Below are 22,845 nucleotides of genomic sequence, written 5' to 3'. Positions count from 1 at the left end.
AACATCGTGGGCCGTCACGTTTCACGTGAAACACCGCAAGCTCCCTGCTCGCGCCGAGCATGCAAAAGGGACCGCACCCCTGAAGGTGCGGCCCCTTTCGGAACTGCTCAAACCAAACGCAGCGATCAGGCCGCGACGACCTCGATGTTGACCTTGGCGGCAACCTCGGGGTGCAGACGCACAGACGTCTCGTGGGCGCCGAGCGTCTTGATCGGCGAACCCAGCTCGATGCGGCGCTTGTCGACCTCGGGGCCACCGGAAGCCTTGATCGCGGAAGCGATGTCGGCCGGGGTGACGGAACCGAAGAGACGACCGGCGTCGCCGGAGCGGACGGCCAGACGGACCTTGACGCCCTCGAGCTGGGCCTTCACCTGGTTGGCCTGCTCGATGGTCTGGATCTCGTGGATCTTGCGAGCACGACGGATCTGCTCGACGTCCTTCTCGCCACCCTTGGTCCAGCGGATCGCAAAGTTCCGCGGGATCAGGTAGTTGCGAGCGTAACCGTCCTTGACGTCGACGACGTCGCCCGCGGCACCGAGGCCGGAGACCTCGTGGGTGAGGATGATCTTCATTAGTCGGTCACCCTTCCCTTATCGCGCGGTGGAGGTGTAGGGCAGCAGCGCCATCTCACGGCTGTTCTTGACAGCCGTGGCGACGTCACGCTGGTGCTGCGTGCAGTTGCCGGTCACGCGGCGGGCACGGATCTTGCCGCGGTCGGAAATGAACTTCCGCAGCATGTTCGTGTCCTTGTAGTCCACGTACGTGACCTTGTCCTTGCAGAAAGCGCAGACCTTCTTCTTAGGCTTGCGCACAGGCGGCTTCGCCATGGTGTTTCTCCTGTGTGATCAAGAAGTGTGGGTACGACCCACCCCTCGGCCGAAGGCCTAGAAGGGGGGCTCGTCCGAGTAGCCGCCGCCAGCTCCGCCGCCGCCGGAGTTTCCACCCCAGCCGCCGCCACCGCCGCCCTGGTTGCCACCGGCGGGAGCGCCGGTCGCCCAGGGGTCGTCGGCGGGAGCGCCGCCGCCCTGCTGACCGCCGCCGGAGCCACCGCCCCAGCCGCCGCCACCCTGGCCGCCACCGCCACCGCCGCCGAAACCGCCCTGGCCACCACGTCCGGCACCGCCGGCCGTCTTGGTGACCTTGGCCGTGGCACTGCGCAGGCTGGCGCCGACTTCCTCGACGTCCAGCTCGTAGACCGTGCGCTTGACGCCCTCACGGTCCTCGTAGGACCGCTGCTTCAACCGGCCCTGCACGATGACGCGCATGCCTCGCTGGAGCGACTCGGCGACGTTCTCCGCCGCCTGACGCCAGACCGAGCAGGTCAGGAACAGGCTCTCGCCGTCCTTCCACTCGTTCGTCTGGCGGTCGAAGGTGCGGGGGGTGGACGCGACACGGAACTTCGCGACCGCCGCACCGGAAGGGGTGAAGCGCAGCTCGGGGTCGTCGACAAGATTGCCGACGACCGTGATGACGGTCTCGCCTGCCATGGGGAACCTCTCGGCGGGTTTGCTGCTCTGGCTGCTTGGTTGCTGCTACTCGAATCCCGGGATCAGCTGAGCGGAAGCTCAGTGGGTCTCGGGACGGAGGACCTTGGTCCGGAGGACCGACTCGTTCAGGTTCAGCTGGCGGTCGAGCTCCTTGACGACCGCAGGCTCGGCCTGCAGGTCGATGACCGAGTAGATGCCCTCGGGCTTCTTCTTGATCTCGTACGAGAGCCGACGACGGCCCCAGGTGTCGACCTTCTCGACCTTTCCATTGCCCTCACGGACGACGGAGAGGAAGTTCTCGATCAGGGGGGCGACAGCGCGCTCCTCCAGATCGGGGTCGAGGATGACCATCACCTCGTAGTGACGCATGTGGAACCCACCTCCTTTGGACTCAACGGCCACGGTCGTTCCGTGGCAGGAGGGTTGTGATGCGTACGCAACGGTATCGGCCGCCACTGACAATCGGGGCTTCCTCGCGGTAGACCCGGTCGTGACATGGGCAGACACCGTGCAGACGGTACAGACTACCCGCACACCGGCTTCCGGTTGAAATCCGGCCCCGAGGGCGGTCACTCTGTACCCATCGGGTGTGTATGGCGCTACGGTGCGCCGTCTTCCGCAGGAGGTGCCCTATGGCACAGGCAATGCGACCCAACACCGCCGGAGGCCTTTTCGCCACGGACGGAAAGCCCCACCCCCTCCAGGACACGCTGCTCGCGGTGACCCTGGTGCTGGGCGTCACGGCTTTCGTCTCGGCGATGTTCCACAACCTGCACCTGCTCAGCTCCTGGACCGGCCTGGTGGGTATCCTCACCGGCGCGTACGGCCAGTGGGTCTCGGAGACGACCCGTGAGCGCTTCGGACTGATCCTCGGTCTCGGCGCCGCAGCGGTCGGTTTCTTCCTCGGCATGGCGCACGGCGGCCTCTTCGGTGGGGTCATCAACTGACGCCACGGGCACCGTCCCCCTGACACCACCCAAAGCACCGCGGAACGCCTCGGCGGCCCCTGAGCCGGGGCGCGGGTGCCGTATGCCCAGTCGAGGCGCTCGCAAGGCGCAGTAGGCTTCGGCGCGAGAGCCGGAGCCCTTGTACCCATGGGGACACACCAGCCCGAGGAGCGCCCCGAATGAGCCTGACCCTGAGGACGATCAGCCGCGAGCAGCATCTGGCGTACATCCAGAGCCTGCCCTCGGCGAGCCACATGCAGGTTCCTGCCTGGGCAGACGTCAAGGCGGAGTGGCGCTCGGAGAGCCTCGGCTGGTTCGACGAGAAGACCGGCGAACTGGTCGGCGCGGGTCTCGTCCTCTACCGCCAGCTGCCCAAGATCAAGCGCTACCTCGCCTATCTGCCCGAGGGCCCGGTCATCAACTGGTTCGCGCCGAATCTGACCGAGTGGCTGGAACCGATGCTCGCGCACCTCAAGCACCAGGGCGCGTTCTCCGTGAAGATGGGGCCACCGGTGATCATCCGGCGCTGGGAGGCCACCTCCATCAAGGCCGGCATCCAGAACCCGGACGTGAAGCGCCTGCGCGACATCGAGGCCGACTTCATCGAGCCGCGCGCCTTCGAGGTCGCCGACAAGCTGCGCCGCATGGGCTGGCAGCAGGGTGAGGACGGGGGAGCCGGCTTCGGTGACGTGCAGCCCCGCTACGTGTACCAGGTGCCGCTCGCGAACCGGTCCCTGGAAGAGGTCCACAAGAACTTCAACCAGCTGTGGCGCCGCAACATCAAGAAGGCCGAGAAGGCCGGCGTCGAGGTCGTCCAGGGCGGTTACGAGGACCTCGAGGAATGGCAGCGGCTGTACGAGATCACGGCGGTGCGTGACCACTTCCGGCCCCGCCCGCTGTCGTACTTCCAGCGCATGTGGACGGCCCTCAACTCCGAGGACCCCAACCGGATGCGGCTGTACTTCGCCCGGCACGAGGGCGTGAACCTGTCGGCGGCAACCATGCTGATCGTCGGTGGCCACGTCTGGTACTCCTACGGCGCCTCCGACAACATCGGCCGTGAGGTCCGGCCCTCGAACGCGATGCAGTGGCGGATGCTGCGGGACGCCTACGCGCTCGGCGCGACCGTCTACGACCTGCGGGGCATCTCCGACTCGCTGGACGAGACGGACCACCTCTTCGGTCTGATCCAGTTCAAGGTGGGCACGGGCGGCCAGGCCGCAGAGTACCTGGGCGAGTGGGACTTCCCGCTCAACAAGCTGCTCCACAAGGCCCTCGACATCTACATGTCGCGCCGCTGACGTCGCGCTGTTCGCTTCAATAGCTCGCATACCTCTGATACACCGCAGCCACTAGAAAGGTTCCGGGTCCGGCCATGGCGCTCACGCTCTACGTCGACACCGCGCGCTGGCGGGCGCACCACAAGCACGTGCAGGAGCAGTTCCCGGGGCTCGTCCCGGTCTGCAAGGGCAACGGCTACGGCTTCGGGCACGAGCGGCTGGCGGAGGAGGCCACCCGGCTGGGCTCGGACGTCCTCGCCGTCGGCACGACCTACGAGGCCGCGCGGATCAAGGACTGGTTCGGCGGTGACCTGCTGGTGCTGACGCCGTACCGCCGGGGCGAGGAACCCGTACCGCTGCCCGACCGGGTCATCCGCTCGGTGTCGTCGATCGACGGGGTCTACGGACTGGTGGGCGCCCGCGTGGTCATCGAGGTGATGTCCTCGATGAAGCGGCACGGCATCAGCGAGCAGGACCTGCCGCAGCTGCACGCCGCCATAGAGAACGTCCGCCTGGAGGGCTTCGCGATCCACCTGCCGCTCGACCGCACCGACGGCTCGGACGCCGTCGAGGAGGTCATCGGCTGGATGGACCGGCTGCGCGCGGCCCGGCTGCCGCTGCACACCATGTTCGTCAGCCACCTCAAGGCCGAGGACCTCGCCCGGCTGCAGCAGCAGTTCCCGCAGACCCGCTTCCGGGCCCGCATCGGGACCCGGCTCTGGCTCGGGGACCACGACGCCACCGAGTACCGCGGCGCCGTCCTGGACGTCACCCGTGTCTCCAAGGGGGACCGGTTCGGCTACCGGCAGCAGAAGGCGGCCTCCGACGGCTTCCTGGTCGTCGTGGCGGGCGGTACCTCGCACGGTGTGGGTCTGGAGGCCCCGAAGGCCCTGCACGGCGTCATGCCGCGCGCCAAGGGGGTAGCCCGGGCCGGCCTGGCCACGGTCAACCGGAACCTTTCTCCGTTCGTCTGGGGCGGCAAGCAGCGCTGGTTCGCCGAACCGCCGCACATGCAGGTCTCGATCCTGTTCGTTCCCTCGGACGCCCCGGAGCCGAAGGTCGGCGAGGAGCTGGTGGCCCATCTGCGGCACACCACCACACAGTTCGACCGGATCGTCGACCGCTGAGCAGCACCTTCAGCACCGCATACGAAAAGGCCGTACACGGGGATGTCCGTGTACGGCCTTTTCGTATGCGGCCCGACCGGCGTACGCCATACAGGGGCTGTTCGCTCAGAGCGAACCGTCGGTGTGCTTGCGGTCGCCGCCCCACTCCACCTGCGGTCCGTCGAACTGGGCCGCGTGCCGCGGCGGATGGGCGGCGGAGCCCAGTACGAAGACGTCCTCGGCTCCGTCGAGCACACCGCCCGAGGGATCGTCGTCGCCGGCCCCGCGCACCACGTCCCGTTCCGGCATGAGGATGTCGCGCACGACCACCGCGCACAGGTAGGCCGTGCCCAGCAGATGCACTCCGATGGCCCAGTAGTAGCCGTCGGCCGGCAGACCCTTGTGAGCGTCGCCGCTGGTCGTGTACGCGAGGTACAGCCAGATCCCGAGGAAGTACGTCACCTCGCACGCCTGCCAGATGAGGAAGTCCCGCCACTTCGGCCGGGCCAGTACGGCCAGCGGCACCAACCACAGGACGTACTGCGGTGAGTAGACCTTGTTGGTCAGGATGAACGCGGCGACGATCAGGAAGGCGAGCTGGGCGAACCGCGGTCGGCGCGGAGCGGTCAGGGCCAGTACCGCGATGCCCGCGCAGCACAGCAGCACCAGCAGCGTGGCGAAGATGTTGACGGTCTCGGTGCTCAGCGGGTCGGAGGACTTCTGGGCCATGATCAGCCAGAAGGAGCCGAAGTCCACGCCCCGCTCCTTGCTGAACGTGTAGAACTTCGACCAGCCGTCGGAGGCGAAGTACATCACGGGCAGGTTCACCACGAGCCAGGAGACGACCGTGCCGGCCAGGGCCTTGCCGAAGTCCCGCCACTTGCCCGCCCGCCAGCACAGCACGAACAGCGGCCCGAGCAGGAAGACCGGGTAGAGCTTGGCGGCCGTGGCGAGCCCCAGGAGGACACCGAAGGCGAGCGAGCGGCCCCGCGCCCACATCAGCATCGCGGAGGCCGTCAGAGCGACCGCCAGCAGGTCCCAGTTGATGGTGGCGGTCAACGCGAAGGCGGGAGCCAGGGCGACCAGCAGGCCGTCCCAGGGCCGACGGGCGTGCGTACGGCTCACGCAGACGACGATGACGGCCGCGCAGACCATCAGCATCCCGGCGTTGACCATCCAGTACCACTGTTCCTGGTCCTGGATGCTGCCGCTCCCGGGGGTGAGCCAGGCGGCGACCTCCATGAAGACACCGGTCAGCACCGGGTATTCGAGGTACTGCATGTCGCCGGGGAGCTTGTCGAAGTACGGGACGAGTCCGTCGGCGAAGCCGCGGCCCTGATACAGGTGCGGGATGTCCGAATAGCACGCGTGCGTGTACTGGGTGCTGGCACCGAAGAACCAGCCGCCGTTGTAGCAGGGCGCCTTCTGGACCAGGCCGAGCGCGAACACGCCGATGGCCACGAGCGCGATGACCCGGACGGGCGTCCACCAGGAGGTCCCCAGCAGGGCGCGCCGCCCTAGAGGGCCACCGATGAACTCGCTGCCGCTCCGGGAGACCTCGTCGTCCTTGGTCGGACGCACTGGGTCCGAGTCGTGCACGCTCGCTGGCGTCGATTCAGCACTGGGCATGCGGCCCATCCTGCCGTACGAGTCCAGGAGTACGCCGAGGGCCGCCGCACCTGGTGGGTGCGACGGCCCATGTTTCACGTGAAACACCCTCAACGGGGCATGTGGCGCCTATCCGCCCGGGCCGCCGAAGAGGCCGCCATTGCCGTTGCCGTTGCCGTTGGTGTTGCCGCCGTTCAGGTCCGTCGATGTGGCCGTGGGCGTCGAGCTCACCCCTCCGTCGGTGCCGCCGTTGTCCGTACCGCCCGTGTCGCTGCACTGCCAGTCGAACCGGCAGGTCTCGGTCGCCGTGGGCGTCGGGGTGATGAGCGACTGGCTGGGCGTCGGGGTCGGAGTCGGGGTGGCCGACTCGGTCTCCGTGGGCGTCGGCGTGGGAGTCGGGCTCGGCTCCTCGTTGACGATCTTACCGATGGGCTCCGGCGTCGGGAAGTCGATCGCCTTCTGGCCCTTCAGCGCCTGCTCCATGTAGTCGTGCCAGATCTCGGACGGGAACGAGGCACCGTGGATCTTCTCCTGGCCACCCGTTCCGTACATCTCCAGGAACGTGCGGTTCTTCTTGCTCTCGTCGTCGTCCAGCCGGAACATCGTGATCGACGTGGACAGCTGCGGGGTGTACCCCACGAACCAGGCGGACTTGTTGCCGTCCGTGGTACCGGTCTTGCCGGCCACCTCACGGCCGGCCAGCTGGGCGTTGGTACCCGTGCCCTTGTCGACCACGGTCTTGAGCACGTCGGTGACGTTGTCGGCGACCTTCTTCTCGAAGGCCTCCTTGGGCTTCGCCTTGTGGTTGAAGACGTCACCGTCGATGCTCGTGACTTTCTCGACCGAGTACGGCTCGTTCTGCTTGCCGCTGGCCGCGAAGGTGGCGTACGCACCCGCCATACGGATCGCACTGGGGTCGGAGATACCGATGGAGAAGGACGGATAGTTGGTGCCGGCCAGGCTGTTCTCCTTGAGACCCGCGTCCATGGCCGCCTCCTTCACCTTGTCCAGGCCGACGTCCATGCCGAGCTGCACGAAGGCGGAGTTCACCGACTCCCGCATCGCCTCACGAAGGTCGATCTGGTACTTGGGCGGAGAGCCGTAGGACTGCTTGCCGTCGTTCTCCTGGAGCCACTCCTTGCCCTCCTCGTTCTTCCAGATCGAGCCGTCGTAGTTCTCGATCTTGAGATCGTTCTTGCCGCTGAACAGGCTCTTCGCGTTGACGACCGTGCGCTCGTCCTGTGCCTGGCTCTCACCGAGGTCCGGATCGCGCACGCCCCACTTCATCGCCGCGGCGAGGACGAACGCCTTGAAGGTCGAACCGACCTGGGCACCGGTCGAGTCGCAGTTGTTGGTGAAGTGGGTGGTCGCGTCCTCGCCTCCGTAGCAGGCCCGGATCGCACCGGTGGACGGCTCCACGGAAGCGCCGCCGAACTGGACGTAGGTGTCCTTGTCCGGCCGCTTCTTGGGATCGATGTTCTCCTTGCGGACCTTCTTGACCGCCGCCTCGAGCTCGTTGACCTTCTTCTTGTCGAAGGTTGTGTAGATCGAGTAGCCGCCCTGCTGGAGCTTGTCGGCGCTGATGATGTTGTTGTTGATCAGGTAGGCCTTGGCGAGGTCGACCAGATAGCCGATCTGCCCCTTGAGCTGGGTGTTTGACCGGGGGTTCTTCACGGCGGGGAGCGTGGTGTACCTGGCCCGCTCGGCCGCGCTGAGGTGGCCGTACTCGACCATCTTGTCGAGGGTGTCCTGCATCTGCCGCAGGGCCCGCTTCTTGTTGGCGTCGGGCGTGGCACCCGTCGGGTCGATGGAGATCGCGCCCGCCGGGTCGTAGTACGTGGCGCCCTTCAGCATGGCGGCCAGGAAGGCGCACTCGCCCGGATCCAGATCCTTGGCCTGCTTGTTGAAGTAAGCGCGCGCGGCCGCCTGAATGCCGTACGCGTTGCGCCCGTAGTACGCGGAGTTGAGATACCCCTCCATGATCGTGTCCTTGTTGACCGTGGCGCCCACCTTGATGGAGATGAAGATCTCCTTGAACTTGCGCGTGATGGTCTGTGACTGGTCGTTCAGGCGCGCGTTCTTGACGTACTGCTGGGTGATGGTGGAGCCACCCTGGGTGTTGCCTCCCCTGGCCATGTTGAACACGGCGCGGGCGATGCCCTTGGGGTCGATGCCGCTGTCGGTGTAGAAGGTCTTGTTCTCCTGGGAGACCACCGCGTACTGCATCGCCTTGGGGATCTGCGCGAGGCTGACGATCTGACGGTTGGTCTCACCACCGGTGGAGACCATCTCGGTGTCGTCGGACCAGTAGTACACGTTGTTCTGCGCGGTCGCGGTCTCGGCGACGTTCGGAATGCTCACGAGGGCGTAACCCACGCCGGCGACCGCCACCAGGCTTCCGATGAAGCCGATGAACAGGCCCGTCACCAGCTTCCAGGAGGGCACCCAGCGCGCCACGCCGTACTTGCCGGCGCGCGGATAGTCGATGAGGCGCTTCTTGCCCGGGTCGGACGCGCGGCCGCGGCCCGCAGGCGCCCCGCGACGGCCCCCTCGTGCCGGCTCCGCCCCTCTGCGGCGACCACCGCCCGTGCCTCTCTGGGCCGCACGGCGGGCCTCGGCTCGGCCGCTGTACGTACGTTCCTCGCCTTCCAGGCCGTACGAAGCCGACTCCTGGGAGCTCGTCCCATAGGAGTCGGCAAGAGACCCGGTGGCGCCTCGCGGAGCCGCGCGGCGGCCGGAGGACGAGCCGGACTGGCCGCGTCGGGCCGCGGCACGTCCGCCTCCCTGCGGCTGCGGCGGTTTGCGACGGTGCTCGCTCATCGAACGACTACTCCTCGGGCAGGCGCACCCGTGCGCGCCTGGAAACGGCGGCTGGTTTCCGGTCCCCCCGAAGTACGGATGTGGTCGGTCCCGCATTCATCCGTACCGCACCGGGACAGCGACGCCCCCCAGGCGTCACTCGATTCCCGGTGGTGTGCATGTCGCACAGACTACGCATCGTCAAAACTCGCCGAGCCCCGAAGTTCACCCCAAACCGGGCAACTTGGTTCGCATGAATCCTTGTTGTGATCCCGTTCACCGTCCCCCCACTTGTCGCTTCCGGAAGGGCGTTCTATCGTCTTGATGTATCGAGTCGATACATCGGGGCGAGACAGTGACGAGGAGGCGACGATGAGCCGGCGTTCCGGGATCCTCGAATTCGCCGTGCTCGGCCTGCTCCGCGAGTCCCCGATGCACGGCTATGAGCTGCGCAAACGTCTCAACACGTCGCTCGGCGTGTTCCGGGCGTTCAGCTACGGCACGCTCTACCCCTGCCTCAAGACGCTGGTCGCCAACGGCTGGTTGATCGAGGAACCGGGAAACACCACCGAGGACGCCCTCGCCGCACCACTCGCAGGGCGTCGCGCCAAGATCGTCTACCGGTTGACGGCGGAAGGTAAGGAGCACTTCGAGGAACTGCTCTCGCAGACGGGCCCCGACGCGTACGAGGACGAAACCTTCGCCGCTCGTTTCGCCTTCTTCGGGCAGACCTCGCGCGACGTGCGCATGCGAGTCCTCGAAGGCCGCCGCAGCCGGCTGGAGGAGCGCCTGGAGAAGATGAGTGCCTCGCTGGCACGCACCCGGGAGCGCCTCGACGACTACACGCTTGAGCTCCAGCGCCACGGGATGGAGTCCGTGGAGCGCGAAGTGCGCTGGCTGAACGAGCTCATCGAGAGCGAGCGGGCCGGACGGGACCTGAAGGGCCCCGTCCACGGAGAAACCGCTCGCGACACCACAGAGGGAGCGCCGGGCGTCCTGCCCCGGTCCGGGGACACCCCCGGGCCGGATACGCCCGGCGACACCGCCACGTGAGGTCCCTGCCAGGGCCTCACTCGTACACACAGGGAGCAACCGGAATGGGTTCGGTTCGCGTAGCCGTCGTCGGCGTGGGCAACTGCGCCGCGTCGCTGGTTCAGGGAGTCGAGTACTACAAGGACGCCGACCCGGCGTCGAAGGTCCCCGGGCTGATGCATGTCCAGTTCGGCGACTACCACGTTCGTGACGTCGAGTTCGTCGCGGCGTTCGACGTCGACGCGAAGAAGGTCGGTCTCGACCTCGCCGACGCCATCGGCGCCTCCGAGAACAACACCATCAAGATCTGCGACGTGCCGAACACCGGCGTGACCGTCCAGCGCGGCCACACCCTCGACGGCCTCGGCAAGTACTACCGCGAGACCATCGAGGAGTCCGCCGAGGCCCCGGTCGACGTCGTCCAGGTCCTCAGGGACAAGCAGGTCGACGTTCTCGTCTGCTACCTGCCCGTCGGCTCCGAGGACGCGGCGAAGTTCTACGCCCAGTGCGCCATCGACGCCAAGGTCGCCTTCGTCAACGCCCTCCCGGTCTTCATCGCCGGTACCAAGGAGTGGGCGGACAAGTTCACCGAGGCGGGCGTCCCGATCGTCGGTGACGACATCAAGTCCCAGGTCGGCGCCACCATCACGCACCGCGTCATGGCGAAGCTGTTCGAGGACCGCGGTGTCGTCCTGGACCGCACGATGCAGCTGAACGTCGGCGGCAACATGGACTTCAAGAACATGCTCGAACGCGAGCGCCTCGAGTCCAAGAAGATCTCCAAGACGCAGGCCGTGACCTCTCAGATCCCCGACCGGGATCTCGGCGCGAAGAACGTCCACATCGGCCCGTCGGACTACGTGCAGTGGCTCGACGACCGCAAGTGGGCCTACGTCCGCCTTGAGGGCCGCGCGTTCGGCGACGTGCCGCTGAGCCTGGAGTACAAGCTGGAGGTCTGGGACTCCCCGAACTCCGCGGGTGTCATCATCGACGCCGTGCGCGCCGCGAAGATCGCCAAGGACCGCGGCATCGGCGGCCCGATCCTGTCGGCCTCCAGCTACTTCATGAAGTCCCCGCCGGTCCAGTACTTCGACGACGAGGCCCGCGAGAACGTCGAGAAGTTCATCAAGGGTGAAGTCGAGCGCTAAGGCTCACTCAAAACGCTCCTGCCAGGGCTATAGAGGGTCCCCGGGTTGTACCACCCGGGGACCCTCGCCGTATGTGAGGCTGTGCCCCATGCCCGTCGTCCGCGATCTGCGTGTCCTTATCCGCTTCCGGGACTTCCGACGCCTGCTCACCGTGCGTCTGCTCTCCCAGGGCGCGGACGGCGTCTACCAGATCGCCCTCGCCGCGTACGTCGTCTTCTCCCCGGAGAAGCAGACCTCGGCCACGGCGATCGCCTCCGCGATGGCGGTGCTGCTGCTCCCTTACTCCTTGGTGGGGCCCTTCGCCGGCGTTCTCCTGGACCGCTGGCGCCGCCGCCAGGTCTTCCTCTACGGCAACCTCGTGCGCGCCCTGCTGGCCTCGGCGACGGCCGTCCTGATGCTCAGCCACGTCCCGGACTGGCTCTTCTACGTCTCCGCCCTGTGTGTCACCGCCGTCAACCGCTTCGTCCTGTCCGGCCTGTCCGCCGCACTGCCCCGTGTCGTGGACGAGGAGCGGCTGGTGATCGCCAACTCCCTCTCTCCGACAGCCGGAACGCTCGCCGCGACCGCGGGCGGCGGCCTGGCCTTCGTCGTACGGCTGCTGGTCGCCGACTCCGACGCGGCCGTGGTGCTGCTGGGAGCGGGGCTGTACCTGTGCGGTGCGCTCGCGGCACTGCGTATGCCACCGGAACTGCTGGGCCCGGACCGCGAGCTGACCCGGCCCCGCCTCGGCGCCGCCCTCACCGGAACGGCCCGCGGCCTGGCCGCCGGGGTCCGGCATCTGGCCGCGCCCTCACGCCGGTCGGCGGCCCGGGCGCTCGGCGCCATGTCCCTCATGCGGTTCTGTTACGGCGCTCTGCTCGTCATGGTGCTCATGCTCTGCCGGTACGCCCTGACATCCGATCCGGACGACGGACTCGCCCTGCTGGGGCTGGCCTTGGGAATCTCCGGCGCCGGCTTCTTCGTCGCCGCGGTCATCACCCCTTGGACCGCGGGGAAACTCGGACCGGAACGCTGGATCGCCGTGTGCGCGGCAGCCGCCGCGGTACTGGAGCCCGCCCTCGGACTCCCCTTCGCCACCGCCCCCATGCTCATCGCGGCGTTCGTGCTGGGCCTCATCACCCAGGGCGCGAAGATCGCCACGGACACGATCGTGCAGTCCTCCGTAAACGACGGATTCCGGGGCCGGATCTTCTCCGTCTACGACGTCCTGTTCAACGTCGCTTTCGTGAGCGCCGCGGCCGTAGCCGCACTGATCCTGCCGCCGGACGGCCGCTCAGTGACCCTGGTGGTCACAGTCGCCGTCCTCTACGCAGCGATCGCCGTGACGATGACGAAGGCGATGACGAAGGAACGACGGATGGCGACGACACGATGAGGGGCGATGTTTCACGTGAAACATCGCCCCTCGGTGCGCTCGGGGTCATGTTTCACGTGAAACATGACCCCGTTTCACAGCCTCACCCCTGCGCGGCCCACCACTCCTTGAGCGCGGCCACCGCTTCGTCACGCTCCATCGGCCCGTTCTCCAGCCGGAGCTCCAGCATGTGCTTGTAGGCGCGACCCACCGCAGGACCGGGTGCCACGCCGAGGATCTCCATGATCTGGTTGCCGTCGAGGTCGGGCCTGATCGAGTCCAGCTGCTCCTGCTCCTGCAGCTGGGAGATCCGCTCCTCCAGACCGTCGTAGGCACGCGACAGCGCGGCCGCCTTGCGCTTGTTCCTGGTCGTGCAGTCCGAGCGCGTCAGCTTGTGGAGTCGGTCGAGCAGGGGGCCCGCGTCCCGCACATAACGTCGGACCGCCGAGTCCGTCCACTCCCCGGTGCCGTATCCGTGGAAGCGCAGATGGAGTTCGACGAGCCGCGAGACGTCCTTCACCAGCTCGTTGGAGTACTTGAGCGCCGTCATCCGCTTCTTGGTCATCTTCGCTCCGACCACTTCGTGGTGGTGGAACGAGACCCGGCCGTCCTTCTCGAAGCGCCGGGTGCGCGGCTTGCCGATGTCGTGGAGCAGCGCGGACAGGCGGAGGGTCAGGTCGGGTCCCTCCTTCTCCAGCTCGATGGCCTGCTCCAGGACGATCAGCGTGTGCTCGTAGACGTCCTTGTGCCGGTGGTGCTCATCGCTCTCCAGACGCAGGGCCGGAAGCTCGGGCAGGACATGCTCGGCGAGCCCTGTGTCGACCAGCAGGGTCAGGCCCTTGCGCGGATGGGCGGACAGGATGAGCTTGTTCAGCTCGTCCCTGACCCGCTCGGCCGAGACGATCTCCAGGCGCCCGCACATCTCCGTCATCGCGGTGACCACCTCGGGTGCCACCTCGAAGTCGAGCTGAGCGGCGAAACGCGCGGCCCGCATCATCCGCAGCGGGTCGTCCGAGAAGGACGCCTCCGGAGTGCCCGGCGTCCGCAGCACCCGCGCCGCGAGATCGTCGAGGCCGCCGTGCGGGTCGATGAACTTCCTCTCCGGGAGAGCGACGGCCATCGCGTTCACGGTGAAGTCGCGCCGGACGAGGTCCTCCTCGATGGAGTCGCCGTACGACACCTCGGGCTTGCGTGAGGTCCGGTCGTACGCCTCGGACCGATAGGTGGTCACCTCGATCTGGTAACCGTCCTTCTGCGCTCCCACAGTGCCGAAGGCGATCCCGACCTCCCACACCGCGTCCGCCCACGGCCGAACGATCTTCAGAACGTCCTGGGGACGGGCGTCGGTCGTGAAGTCCAGGTCATTGCCGAGCCGGCCGAGCAGCGCGTCCCGGACCGAGCCGCCGACCAGGGCGAGGGAGAACCCGGCCTCCTGGAAGCGGCGGGCGAGGTCGTCGGCGACAGGTGCGACCTCGATCAGTTCGTTCACCGCGTGGTCCTGCACCTGACTCGGGGCACTGAGGCTGTCTTCGTTGGCGTTCGGCACAACAGAAGAGGGTACGTGGCCCGGGCAGGCCCGGGCGCCTCCATTGAACGTGCACAGACTCGCCACCCGGACCTGCACAAGGTCTGCTCCGGAGACTCACGGGCATGCTCCCCTTTATACGTGCACATTCGGGACAGTGCGGCAGCGCCCCCCGATCTTGTGGAGCAGTCCGCGGCACTTCCCCTCAGCGCGCATCGTTACCATGCGTGGACGCACATTCCGACGACCACTGACGACGACGAGGGACGGGCGAGCGCGTGGCCGAGGCGGCAGACTTCCAGGGGACGAGTCCCTCACCTGCCCGCCGCTGGCTGCGGCGCACCGGGGCCCTGCTCGCAGGGGTTCCTCTGCTGGCCGGGCTGTGCCAGCTTCCCGCCGCGCCGCCCGCTCAGGCCGCCGACGACTCCGGATCGGTGTCCGTCGCGGTCGACACGCTCAGCCCCAGCGCCCCTACGGAGGGTGACACTCTCACCGTGTCGGGGACCGTGACCAACAACGGCAAGCAGACCGTCACGGCCGCCCACGTGGGGCTGCAGGTCGGCCCCGAGCTGAACACCCGCTCGTCGATCGACACGGTCGCCGACGACGAGAACTCGCTGCAGGGCGCCACGGGATCCGAAGTCGGCGGCAAGTACGTGGCGAAGTTCGCCAAGCTGGCCCCCGGGGTGGCCCAGCCCTTCTCCATCTCCGTGCCGGTAGACGAGTTGGGCCTCGGCGACGCCGGCGTCTACCAGTTCGCCGTCTCCCTCTCGGGCAAGACCTCCGCACAGCCGTGGGACAAGACGCTGGGCGTCCAGCGGACCTTCCTGCCCTGGCAGTCCGACGAGGCGGACCCGAAGACGAAGACCACGTTCCTGTGGCCGCTCATCTCCACCGTGCACATGACGGCGGAGACCGGCTCGAACGCGCAGCAGACACCGGTCTTCCTCAACGACGATCTCGCCGAGGAGATCTCGGCAGGCGGCCGGCTGGACCAGATGCTGTCTCTGGGCGAGAACCTGGACGTCACATGGGTGATCGACCCGGACCTGCTGGCGTCCGTCGACGCGATGACCCGCAGCTACCGGGTCCAGGGCGAGGGCGACACCACCACTGCGGGCTCCCACCAGGCGCTGGCCAAGCAGTGGTTGGCCAGGCTGCAGAAGGCGGTGCAGGACAAGGAGGTCGTCGCGCTCCCCTTCGCCGATCCCGACCTCGCCTCCCTGGCTCACAACGGCACGAGCGTCAGCGGCTCGCTCAGCCACCTCGACGAGGCCACCGACGTCGCCGCCACCACGGTGCGGACCGTGCTCCACGTGACGCCGAGCACCGACTTCGCCTGGCCCGTGAACGGCGCGGTGGACCCCTCGATCGTCAAGGTCGCGACCTCCGCGGGCGCCGACAAGGTGATCGCCCGCAGCGACAGCCTCCAGGAGACCGCCGGACTGTCGTACACACCCTCCGCGGCCCGTCCCATCGGCGGCGGCACCACGGCGGTGGTGGCGGACGCGCGGCTGTCCACCTCGTTCCAGGGAGATCTGACGAGGGCCTCCTCGGCCACGCTCGCCGTCCAGCGGTTCCTCGCCCAGAGCCTCGCTCTCGACCTGCAGACGGACAAGCAGCGCAGCATCGTCGTCGCCCCGCAGCGCATGCCCTCAGCGAGCCAGGCCGCCACCATGGCCGAGGCGGTCACCGCGCTGCAGGACGGGAACTGGTCCCAGTCCCAGAGGCTCACGGCGGCGGCCGCGGCCAAGCCCGACCCCGAAGCCACCACCAAGGTGCCGTCGGCGTCGGCCTACCCCTCCTCGCTGCGCAAGCAGGAGTTGCCGAAGTGGGCCTTCCAGCAGATCGCGAGCACGCAGGGCAAGCTCGACAAGTTCAAGGTGATCCTCTCCGACCAGTCCCGCGTCGTGACCCCCTTCGGGCGGGCCGTGAACCGCGAGATGTCCACGTCGTGGCGGGGCCGCGCCGCAGAGGCGAGCGGCTTCCGCAGCGATGTGGAGGCCTACCTCGACGATCTGATCTCCCAGGTCAGCCTGATCGACAAGTCGGAGACCAAGCTCTCCGGCCGCAGCGCCACGATCCCCGTGACGGTCCAGAACAACCTGGTGCAGGGCGTGGAGCACCTGAGGCTGCGCCTCACCTCGCTGAGCCCGAACCGGCTCGAGATCGGTGGCGACCGCTACGACGAGCAGCCGGTCGAGGTGTCGGGCGGACACAGCCAGACGGTGAAGTTCACCACGACGGCCAACGCCAACGGCAAGGCTTCCGTGGTCGCCCAGCTGTACACGGAGGACGGCCGGCCCTACGGCGAGGCCGTCAGGTTCGACGTGAAGGTCACCGAGTTCACGGCCACGGTGATGCTGGTCATCGGTGGCGGCGTGCTGCTGCTGGTGCTGGCAGGATTCCGGATGTACACCCAGCGCAAGCGCGCGGCCGCTCGTGAGGCCGAGGAGAACGGCCCCGACGACGCGACGGACGAAGCCGTGGACGGCCCGGAGAACCCGGAGGCCCCCGGGGACCGTCTCAAGGAGGAGTCCGGCACCGGCACCGGGGCAGACGCCCCGGAGCAGCCGAGTGACCTGACAGCGGACACCGCAGCGGAAAGCGCTGACCCGTCCGGCACGGGTGAGAGAGTGGACCGTTGAGGATGTCGTGGCCGGTGGGCCCGGGACGATGAGGTGGGGTAACCATGAACGCGCCGTACGACGGTGATCGCGGTCAGGGCGCGGGCAACTCGGACCGCCCCGAAGGCCCGCCGCCCGAGCCCGGCCAGGTGCCGCCGCAGGCTCCCGCGGACATGTACCTCCAGGACGCCTACGACCAGGACCCCTACCGGGCTCAGGACCTCCACGCCCAGGACCCGGTGGCCGAGGCGCTCTACGACCGTGCCGCGCATCCCCCGCCGCCGCCCGGAACCCAACAGCCGCAGCAGCCGCTGTACTCCCAGCCGCCCCAGTCTCCGTACGCCCCCGACCCGCACGTGTGGGCGCAGACCCCGGCACCCGAGCCGGAGGGCCCCACGCAGTACCTGCCGTACGGCGACAACCCTCGCACCACCCAGTTCGTGGGGGTCGACGACCTGATGAGCCAGGCCGGCGAGGAACGCCACGAGCCGGACGCCTTCGCCCACCTCTTCCGCGACCAGCAGCAAGGCGGCCGCCCGACGGATCCCCCGTCGGTGCCCGGCCCGGCTCCGGCCCCGGGCGGACCCTCACCGTCGCCCGTGCCGCAGTTCCAGGCCCCGGCCGTCCGCGCACCCTCGGCCGACGAGACGATGAACCTCGGTACCGCGCCGGTTGCGGCGGCCGCCGCGGCCCCTGCCGCAGCCCCCGCTGCTGCGAAGAAGGGCGGGAAGGCCGGGGGTCTGCTGAAGTCGAGCGCCGTGATGGCGGCCGGCACGATGGTCTCGCGGCTCACCGGCTTCATCCGGTCGGCGCTGATCGTGTCGGCGCTGGGTGTCGGCGTGCTCGGTGACACTTTCCAGGTCGCCTACCAGTTGCCGACGATGATCTACATCCTGACCGTCGGCGGCGGCCTCAACTCCGTGTTCGTGCCGCAGCTCGTGCGTGCGATGAAAGAGGACGAGGACGGCGGCGAGGCGTACGCCAACCGGCTGCTGACCCTGGTGATGGTGGCGCTCGGCGGTCTGACCGCCCTCGCGGTCCTCGGCGCCCCGTTCCTGATCCAGCTGCTGTCGGACTCGGTGGCCAGCGACCCGGCGGCCAACGAGGTCGGCATCACCTTCGTCCGCTACTTCCTGCCCTCGATCTTCTTCATGGGCATCCACGTGGTCATGGGCCAGATCCTCAACGCGCGCGGAAAGTTCGGCGCGATGATGTGGACGCCGGTCCTCAACAACATCGTCATCATCGTGACACTCGGCATGTTCATGTGGGTCTACGGCACCGCGTCCGACTCCGGCATGGAGGTCACGAACATCCCGCCCGAGGGGCAGCGCCTGCTCGGCATCGGTGTCCTGCTCGGCCTTGTGGTGCAGGCGCTGGCGATGATTCCCTACCTGCGCGAAACCGGCTTCCGTATGAGGCTGCGCTTCGACTGGCGCGGCCACGGACTCGGCAAGGCCGTGACGCTCGCCAAGTGGACCGTCCTGTTCGTCCTGGCCAACCAGGCCGGCGCACTCGTCGTCACCCAGTTGTCCACCGCCTCCGGCAAGGCTTCTCCCGTCGACGGCACCGGGTTGTCCGCCTACGCCAACGCCCAACTCATCTGGGGCCTGCCGCAGGCCATCATCACCGTCTCCCTGATGGCGGCTCTGCTGCCACGCCTGGCCCGCTCGGCGGCCGAGGGAGACAGCGGCGCCGTCCGTGACGACATCTCCCAGGGTCTGCGCACCACGGCCGTCGCCATCGTGCCGATCTCCTTCGGGTTCCTCGCTCTCGGCATCCCGATGTGCACGCTGATCTTCGGCCCCTCCGGCACCGGCGAGGCCACGAACATGGGGTACACGCTGATGGCCTTCGGCCTCGGTCTGATCCCCTACTCCGTGCAGTACGTCGTCCTGCGTGCCTTCTACGCCTACGAGGACACCCGGACCCCCTTCTACAACACGGTGATCGTGGCAGCGGTGAACGCGGGCGCGTCCGTCCTGTGTTACGTGGTACTGCCGCCGCGCTGGGCCGTGGCGGGCATGGCCGCCTCCTACGGCCTCGCGTACGCGATCGGCGTCGGCGTCGCCTGGAACCGGCTGCGCAAGCGCCTCGGCGGCGACCTGGACGGCAACCGTGTCCTGCGGACCTACGCCCGGCTCTGCATCGCCTCCATCCCGGCCGCGCTCCTCAGCGGAGCGGCCTGCTACGGCATCGGTCACTCGCTCGGTCAGGGAGTCGTCGGTTCGTTCACCGCTCTGATCGCGGGTGGAGCGGTTCTGCTCGGGATCTTCTTCGTCGCCGCGCGCAAGATGCGGATCGAGGAACTGAACTCACTGGTCGGCATGGTCCGGGGGCGTCTGGGGCGCTGAGGCAGGGGTACGCGCACAACCATCGTCCGTCTCTGTGTGTCGTGCATAGCGTCGGACTGTGGGCACAATTGGATTCTGCGTCGCACGGCGCGCAATGAATGGGGAGGCAGGGAACGACGGTGGCGGAACGGAGCACGGCTGCCGTCGACGTGGCAGACACCAGCGGTGACGAACCGCTGACCGCCAAGGCGGACCAGCCCACGGCCGACGGCGTGGCCAAGAACCGGGAGCGGGACACGGAAGACGTCGAGGCACAGGGGAGTGGCGGGACCGGGAGTCCTGGCAAGGCGTCACCGCCGGAGTTGCACAGCGGCCACAAGCTCGCCAGACGCTACCGACTCGAGGAGTGCGTCACCCGTCTGGACGGCTTCAGCAGTTGGCGTGCCGTCGACGAGAAACTCCGTCGGGCCGTCGGCGTGCACATCCTGCCGGCGGACCATGCGCGGGCGCGCTCCGTCCTGGCCGCGGCCCGTTCCTCCGCGCTGCTCGGTGACCCGCGCTTCGTCCAGGTACTGGACGCCGTCGAGGAGAACGACCTCGTCTACGTCGTCCACGAGTGGCTGCCCGACGCGACCGAGCTGACCACCCTCCTCGCTCCGGGCCCGCTGGAGGTGTACGACGCCTACCAGATGGTCAGTCAGGTGGCGTCCGCCATGGCCGCGGCCCACCGTGAGGGGCTCGCGCATCTGCGGCTGAACCCGAACGCGGTCCTGCGTACGTCGAGCGGTCAGTGGCGCATCCGCGGCCTCGCGGTGAACGCCGCGCTGCGGGGCGTCAGTTCGGAGACTCCGCAGCGCACGGACACGGAGGCGATCGGCGCCCTCCTGTACGCGGCACTCACCCAGCGCTGGCCGTACGAGAGCGACGCCTACGGACTCGCCGGTCTGCCCAAGGACGTCGGTCTCATCGCGCCCGACCAGGTGCGGGCGGGCGTCCACCGTGGGCTGTCCGAGCTGTCGATGCGGGCCCTCGCCAACGACGGTGCGACGGCCTCCCGGCACGAGTCGGCGTGCACGACGCCCGAGGAACTGGTCAAGGCGATCGGCGAGATGCCCCGCATCCGCCCGCCCGAGCCGGCGTTCACGGCGCCACCCGAGTACCAGCGCACGACGTACCAACAGGGCACATACGGCCGCCCCGCACCGCACCCCGGCGTCACCCAGCCGGTCCCTGCTCCGCCCCCACCGCTGCAGAGCCGCACAGGCCGGGCCTTGAAGTGGGCGGTCTCCGCGCTCCTCATCGCCGCGCTGGGCCTCGGCAGTTGGCAGCTGGCGGACGCCCTGATGGACCGGGGCGGCACATCGGACGAGAACCAGACCCAGACGACCGACGACGGCGACAAGAACAGCACCGCGCCGAAGCCGACGAAGACGCTCAGTATCGAGGGCGCCGAGGAGTACGTGGCCGAGGGCGACGCGCAGCATCCCGGTGATGTGCAGCTGACGTACGACGCCAGCATGACGACGGGATGGCGGACCAGCAGTTACAAGGACGGTCCCAAGATAGTGATCAAGCCCGGCGTCGGGATCGTCTATGACCTCGGTTCCGCCCAGGAAGTGTCGGCCGCGACGTTGTCCCTGCGGTACGGCGGCGATCACACGACGGTCGCGCTGTACGCGGCCGACTCGCTCACGCCGGCGTCGCTGGACTCTCTGAAGAAGATCGGCTCAGCCACCACGAAGGGCACCACGGCCACAGTGAAGGTCGGCAAGCCGGCGAAGTCGCGGTACGTCCTTGTGTGGCTCACCGCCCTGCCCTACTCCGGGGCCGACTCGGCGAACTTCAGCGACCCCGGCTACAAGCAGGCCATCACCAACGTGAAGTTCACCGGCTGAGAGCTCACCGCAGACAAGGGGGAGGGGGTCCGATGGCAGATGACACCGTGTACGGCGACACCAGCGATCAGGACCTCCTGGCCCGGCACGTGGACGGCGACCCCGACGCCTTCAGTGAGCTCGTGCGGCGGCACCGGGACCGGCTGTGGGCCGTGGCCCTCCGCACGCTCGGGGACCGTGAGGAAGCCGCTGACGCCGTTCAGGACGCCCTGGTGTCCGCCTACCGGGCAGCCCACACCTTCCGGGGTCAGTCGGCGGTCACGACGTGGCTGCACCGGATCACGGTGAACGCCTGCCTGGACCGGGCCCGGAAGGCAGCCTCCCGCAAGACCTCCCCCGTGGACGACACCGAGCGCCTGGAGCAGCTCCTGGAGCCGCACGAGTCCGCCTCGGCGCCCGCTGAGCGCAACGACCTCCACCGCCAGCTCCTGGAGGCCCTCGGCACGCTCCCGCCCGACCAGCGTGCCGCCCTCGTCCTGGTGGACATGCAGGGCTACCCCGTCGCCGAAGCCGCCCGCATGCTCGACGTGCCGACCGGGACGGTGAAGAGCCGCTGCGCCCGAGGCAGAGCCAGACTGCTCCCCCTTCTCACCCACCTGCGGCCGGAAAACGCCGGAGACGGCAGAGAAGGGGACGTTGGACGGAACCGGACTCAGGGGACATCCGTCCCACCCGCAGCGGGACCTCCGTCACAGGGCCCGCCGGATTCGGGACCAAGCGATTCAGCTGCAGTGAAGGGCGGAGGTGGGCGAGCGTGACTTCCTCGACAGACACAGCCGGGCACCCGGACGTCGCGGAGATCTCCGACCTCACCGAAGGCATCCTTCCGGTCTCCAAGGCCACCGATGTACGCCGGCATCTGGACGAGTGCGAGCTCTGCGCCGACGTTCACGCATCGCTGGAGGAGATCCGCGGACTGCTCGGGACACTGCCGGGCCCGACACGGATGCCTGACGACGTCGCCGGCCGGATCGACGCCGCTCTCGCCGCGGAGGCTCTGCTGCAGGCCACTGCCCCCGAGGCCGTGAACGCATCGGCACCGGTCGAGAGCGCGCATGTTTCACGTGAAACATCGCCCACCGACCGTCCCACGGGACACGCCCGTACTGCCACCACCGGACCCGGCCGCAAGGACCGCAAGAGGAGCGGGCGCCGCAAGGTTGCCGTCCTCGGCGCCGTCTTCACTGTCGCCGCCCTGGGATTCGGCTCCGTCCTGCTGTCTGCGCTGGATGACAGCACGTCGAAAGATCCGGCAGGCGGGCACGCGACCGCTGCTGCTGACACCTTCTCCGCCGGCAGCTTGGAGAAGGAGGTCTCGGACCTTCTCTCCGAGAAGAACGCGAGTGGCGGGTCCAAGGCTCCGCACACCGACATGGGGACGCTGGGCATTCCCAGCGCCGGGGGCCCCAGGGTTCTGCTGACGCCCGAGGTGCCTGCATGTGTCCAGAAGGGCCTCGACAGCACCGGCCGTCCCCTCGCGACCGATGACGGCGTCTACAAGGGGAAGGACGCGCTTCTGGTGGTCCTGCGCGACCCCTCTGACGGCACCCGCGTCACCGCGTACATCATGGATGCGTCCTGCATGAAGGACTCGCCCACCGGCAAGGCGAAGATCCTGCTGAAGCAGTCCTACACGCACTCCTGAGAGCTGACGCTCCGTCTCCGCCCCGCCGTGGTGGCTCGTAGGGTGCGGCCTCTCCGTGTGCCCGGACACACCGGGAATGCGCGCCCCTTAGGATCCGT

Annotated in this window: 18 protein-coding genes; 11 read left to right on the top strand and 7 right to left on the bottom strand. The window is 68.3% G+C overall.

The window, feature by feature from the left end; genetic code table 11:
• Positions 1-125: 125 nt before the first annotated feature.
• The 4 genes from rplI to rpsF form a co-directional block, all read right to left on the bottom strand.
• Positions 126-572, bottom strand: coding sequence for a 50S ribosomal protein L9 (rplI, locus tag ACFYZ8_RS43150; protein ID WP_020134131.1), 447 nt, complete (start codon positions 570-572; stop codon positions 126-128).
• 18 nt (positions 573-590) lie between these two features.
• The gene (rpsR, locus tag ACFYZ8_RS43145; protein ID WP_003949403.1) at positions 591-827 is read right to left on the bottom strand and encodes a 30S ribosomal protein S18; all 237 of its coding nucleotides are present in this window, start codon (positions 825-827) and stop codon (positions 591-593) included.
• A gap of 57 nt (positions 828-884) precedes the next feature.
• Entirely contained in the window at positions 885-1,487 is a 603-nt protein-coding gene (locus tag ACFYZ8_RS43140) for a single-stranded DNA-binding protein (protein WP_359033836.1), read from the bottom strand.
• A 78-nt stretch (positions 1,488-1,565) separates the two neighbouring features.
• Complete coding sequence (rpsF, locus tag ACFYZ8_RS43135) at positions 1,566-1,856, bottom strand: 30S ribosomal protein S6 (RefSeq protein ID WP_007383258.1); 291 nt, start codon at positions 1,854-1,856, stop codon at positions 1,566-1,568.
• A 263-nt stretch (positions 1,857-2,119) separates the two neighbouring features.
• On the opposite strand from rpsF, the gene ACFYZ8_RS43130 reads away from it, so the two are divergent.
• The 3 genes from ACFYZ8_RS43130 to ACFYZ8_RS43120 all read left to right on the top strand — a co-directional run bounded on the left by ACFYZ8_RS43130 (position 2,120) and on the right by ACFYZ8_RS43120 (position 4,841).
• Positions 2,120-2,434 carry a hypothetical protein gene (locus tag ACFYZ8_RS43130; RefSeq protein WP_388540565.1) on the top strand — a complete coding sequence of 105 codons (315 nt, stop codon included), beginning with the start codon at positions 2,120-2,122 and terminating at the stop codon, positions 2,432-2,434.
• Between the two features lie 179 nt (positions 2,435-2,613).
• Positions 2,614-3,735, top strand: a complete 1,122-nt coding sequence (femX, locus tag ACFYZ8_RS43125) for a peptidoglycan bridge formation glycyltransferase FemX (protein ID WP_359033832.1) — start codon at positions 2,614-2,616, stop codon at positions 3,733-3,735.
• A gap of 74 nt (positions 3,736-3,809) precedes the next feature.
• A complete protein-coding gene (locus ACFYZ8_RS43120) occupies positions 3,810-4,841 on the top strand; it encodes an alanine racemase (RefSeq protein ID WP_037707235.1) in 1,032 nt (343 codons plus the stop codon).
• 105 nt (positions 4,842-4,946) lie between these two features.
• On the opposite strand, the gene ACFYZ8_RS43115 is transcribed toward ACFYZ8_RS43120, so the two are convergent.
• Positions 4,947-6,449, bottom strand: coding sequence for a glycosyltransferase family 87 protein (locus ACFYZ8_RS43115; protein ID WP_388540562.1), 1,503 nt, complete (start codon positions 6,447-6,449; stop codon positions 4,947-4,949).
• Positions 6,450-6,557: 108 nt separating this feature from the next.
• Entirely contained in the window at positions 6,558-9,248 is a 2,691-nt protein-coding gene (locus tag ACFYZ8_RS43110; RefSeq protein ID WP_359033828.1) for a transglycosylase domain-containing protein, read from the bottom strand.
• 351 nt (positions 9,249-9,599) lie between these two features.
• Between ACFYZ8_RS43110 and ACFYZ8_RS43105 the strand changes: the two genes are divergently transcribed.
• The 3 genes from ACFYZ8_RS43105 to ACFYZ8_RS43095 all read left to right on the top strand — a co-directional run bounded on the left by ACFYZ8_RS43105 (position 9,600) and on the right by ACFYZ8_RS43095 (position 12,782).
• Positions 9,600-10,280 (top strand): PadR family transcriptional regulator, encoded by a 681-nt coding sequence (locus ACFYZ8_RS43105; protein WP_359033826.1) that lies wholly within the window; start codon positions 9,600-9,602, stop codon positions 10,278-10,280.
• Between the two features lie 44 nt (positions 10,281-10,324).
• Positions 10,325-11,407, top strand: a complete 1,083-nt coding sequence (locus ACFYZ8_RS43100) for an inositol-3-phosphate synthase (RefSeq protein ID WP_359033824.1) — start codon at positions 10,325-10,327, stop codon at positions 11,405-11,407.
• 88 nt (positions 11,408-11,495) lie between these two features.
• Positions 11,496-12,782: an MFS transporter gene (locus ACFYZ8_RS43095; RefSeq protein ID WP_359033822.1), complete on the top strand. Its 1,287-nt coding sequence runs from the start codon at positions 11,496-11,498 to the stop codon at positions 12,780-12,782.
• Positions 12,783-12,864: 82 nt separating this feature from the next.
• Here ACFYZ8_RS43095 and ACFYZ8_RS43090 read toward each other — a convergent pair whose 3' ends face one another.
• Positions 12,865-14,307: a CCA tRNA nucleotidyltransferase gene (locus ACFYZ8_RS43090; protein WP_388540560.1), complete on the bottom strand. Its 1,443-nt coding sequence runs from the start codon at positions 14,305-14,307 to the stop codon at positions 12,865-12,867.
• 257 nt (positions 14,308-14,564) lie between these two features.
• On the opposite strand from ACFYZ8_RS43090, the gene ACFYZ8_RS43085 reads away from it, so the two are divergent.
• From ACFYZ8_RS43085 to ACFYZ8_RS43065, 5 genes are all read left to right on the top strand, one after another.
• On the top strand, positions 14,565-16,934 hold the full coding sequence (locus ACFYZ8_RS43085; protein ID WP_388540557.1) for a DUF6049 family protein: 2,370 nt from the start codon (positions 14,565-14,567) through the stop codon (positions 16,932-16,934).
• 44 nt (positions 16,935-16,978) lie between these two features.
• The gene (murJ, locus tag ACFYZ8_RS43080) at positions 16,979-19,267 is read left to right on the top strand and encodes a murein biosynthesis integral membrane protein MurJ (RefSeq protein WP_388540554.1); all 2,289 of its coding nucleotides are present in this window, start codon (positions 16,979-16,981) and stop codon (positions 19,265-19,267) included.
• A gap of 119 nt (positions 19,268-19,386) precedes the next feature.
• Complete coding sequence (locus ACFYZ8_RS43075) at positions 19,387-21,102, top strand: protein kinase family protein (RefSeq protein ID WP_359033814.1); 1,716 nt, start codon at positions 19,387-19,389, stop codon at positions 21,100-21,102.
• A 32-nt stretch (positions 21,103-21,134) separates the two neighbouring features.
• A complete protein-coding gene (gene sigM / locus ACFYZ8_RS43070; RefSeq protein ID WP_388540551.1) occupies positions 21,135-21,860 on the top strand; it encodes an RNA polymerase sigma factor SigM in 726 nt (241 codons plus the stop codon).
• Positions 21,857-22,747, top strand: a complete 891-nt coding sequence (locus ACFYZ8_RS43065; protein ID WP_359033810.1) for a hypothetical protein — start codon at positions 21,857-21,859, stop codon at positions 22,745-22,747. Before sigM ends, ACFYZ8_RS43065 begins: the two co-directional genes overlap by 4 nt.
• Positions 22,748-22,845 lie beyond the last annotated feature (98 nt).

This window comes from Streptomyces sp. NPDC001668 (assembly GCF_042893155.1).
GTDB lineage: Bacteria > Actinomycetota > Actinomycetes > Streptomycetales > Streptomycetaceae > Streptomyces.
The sequence above is the reverse complement of the archived record's forward strand: the minus strand, read 5'-3'. Positions and strand labels throughout refer to the sequence as shown.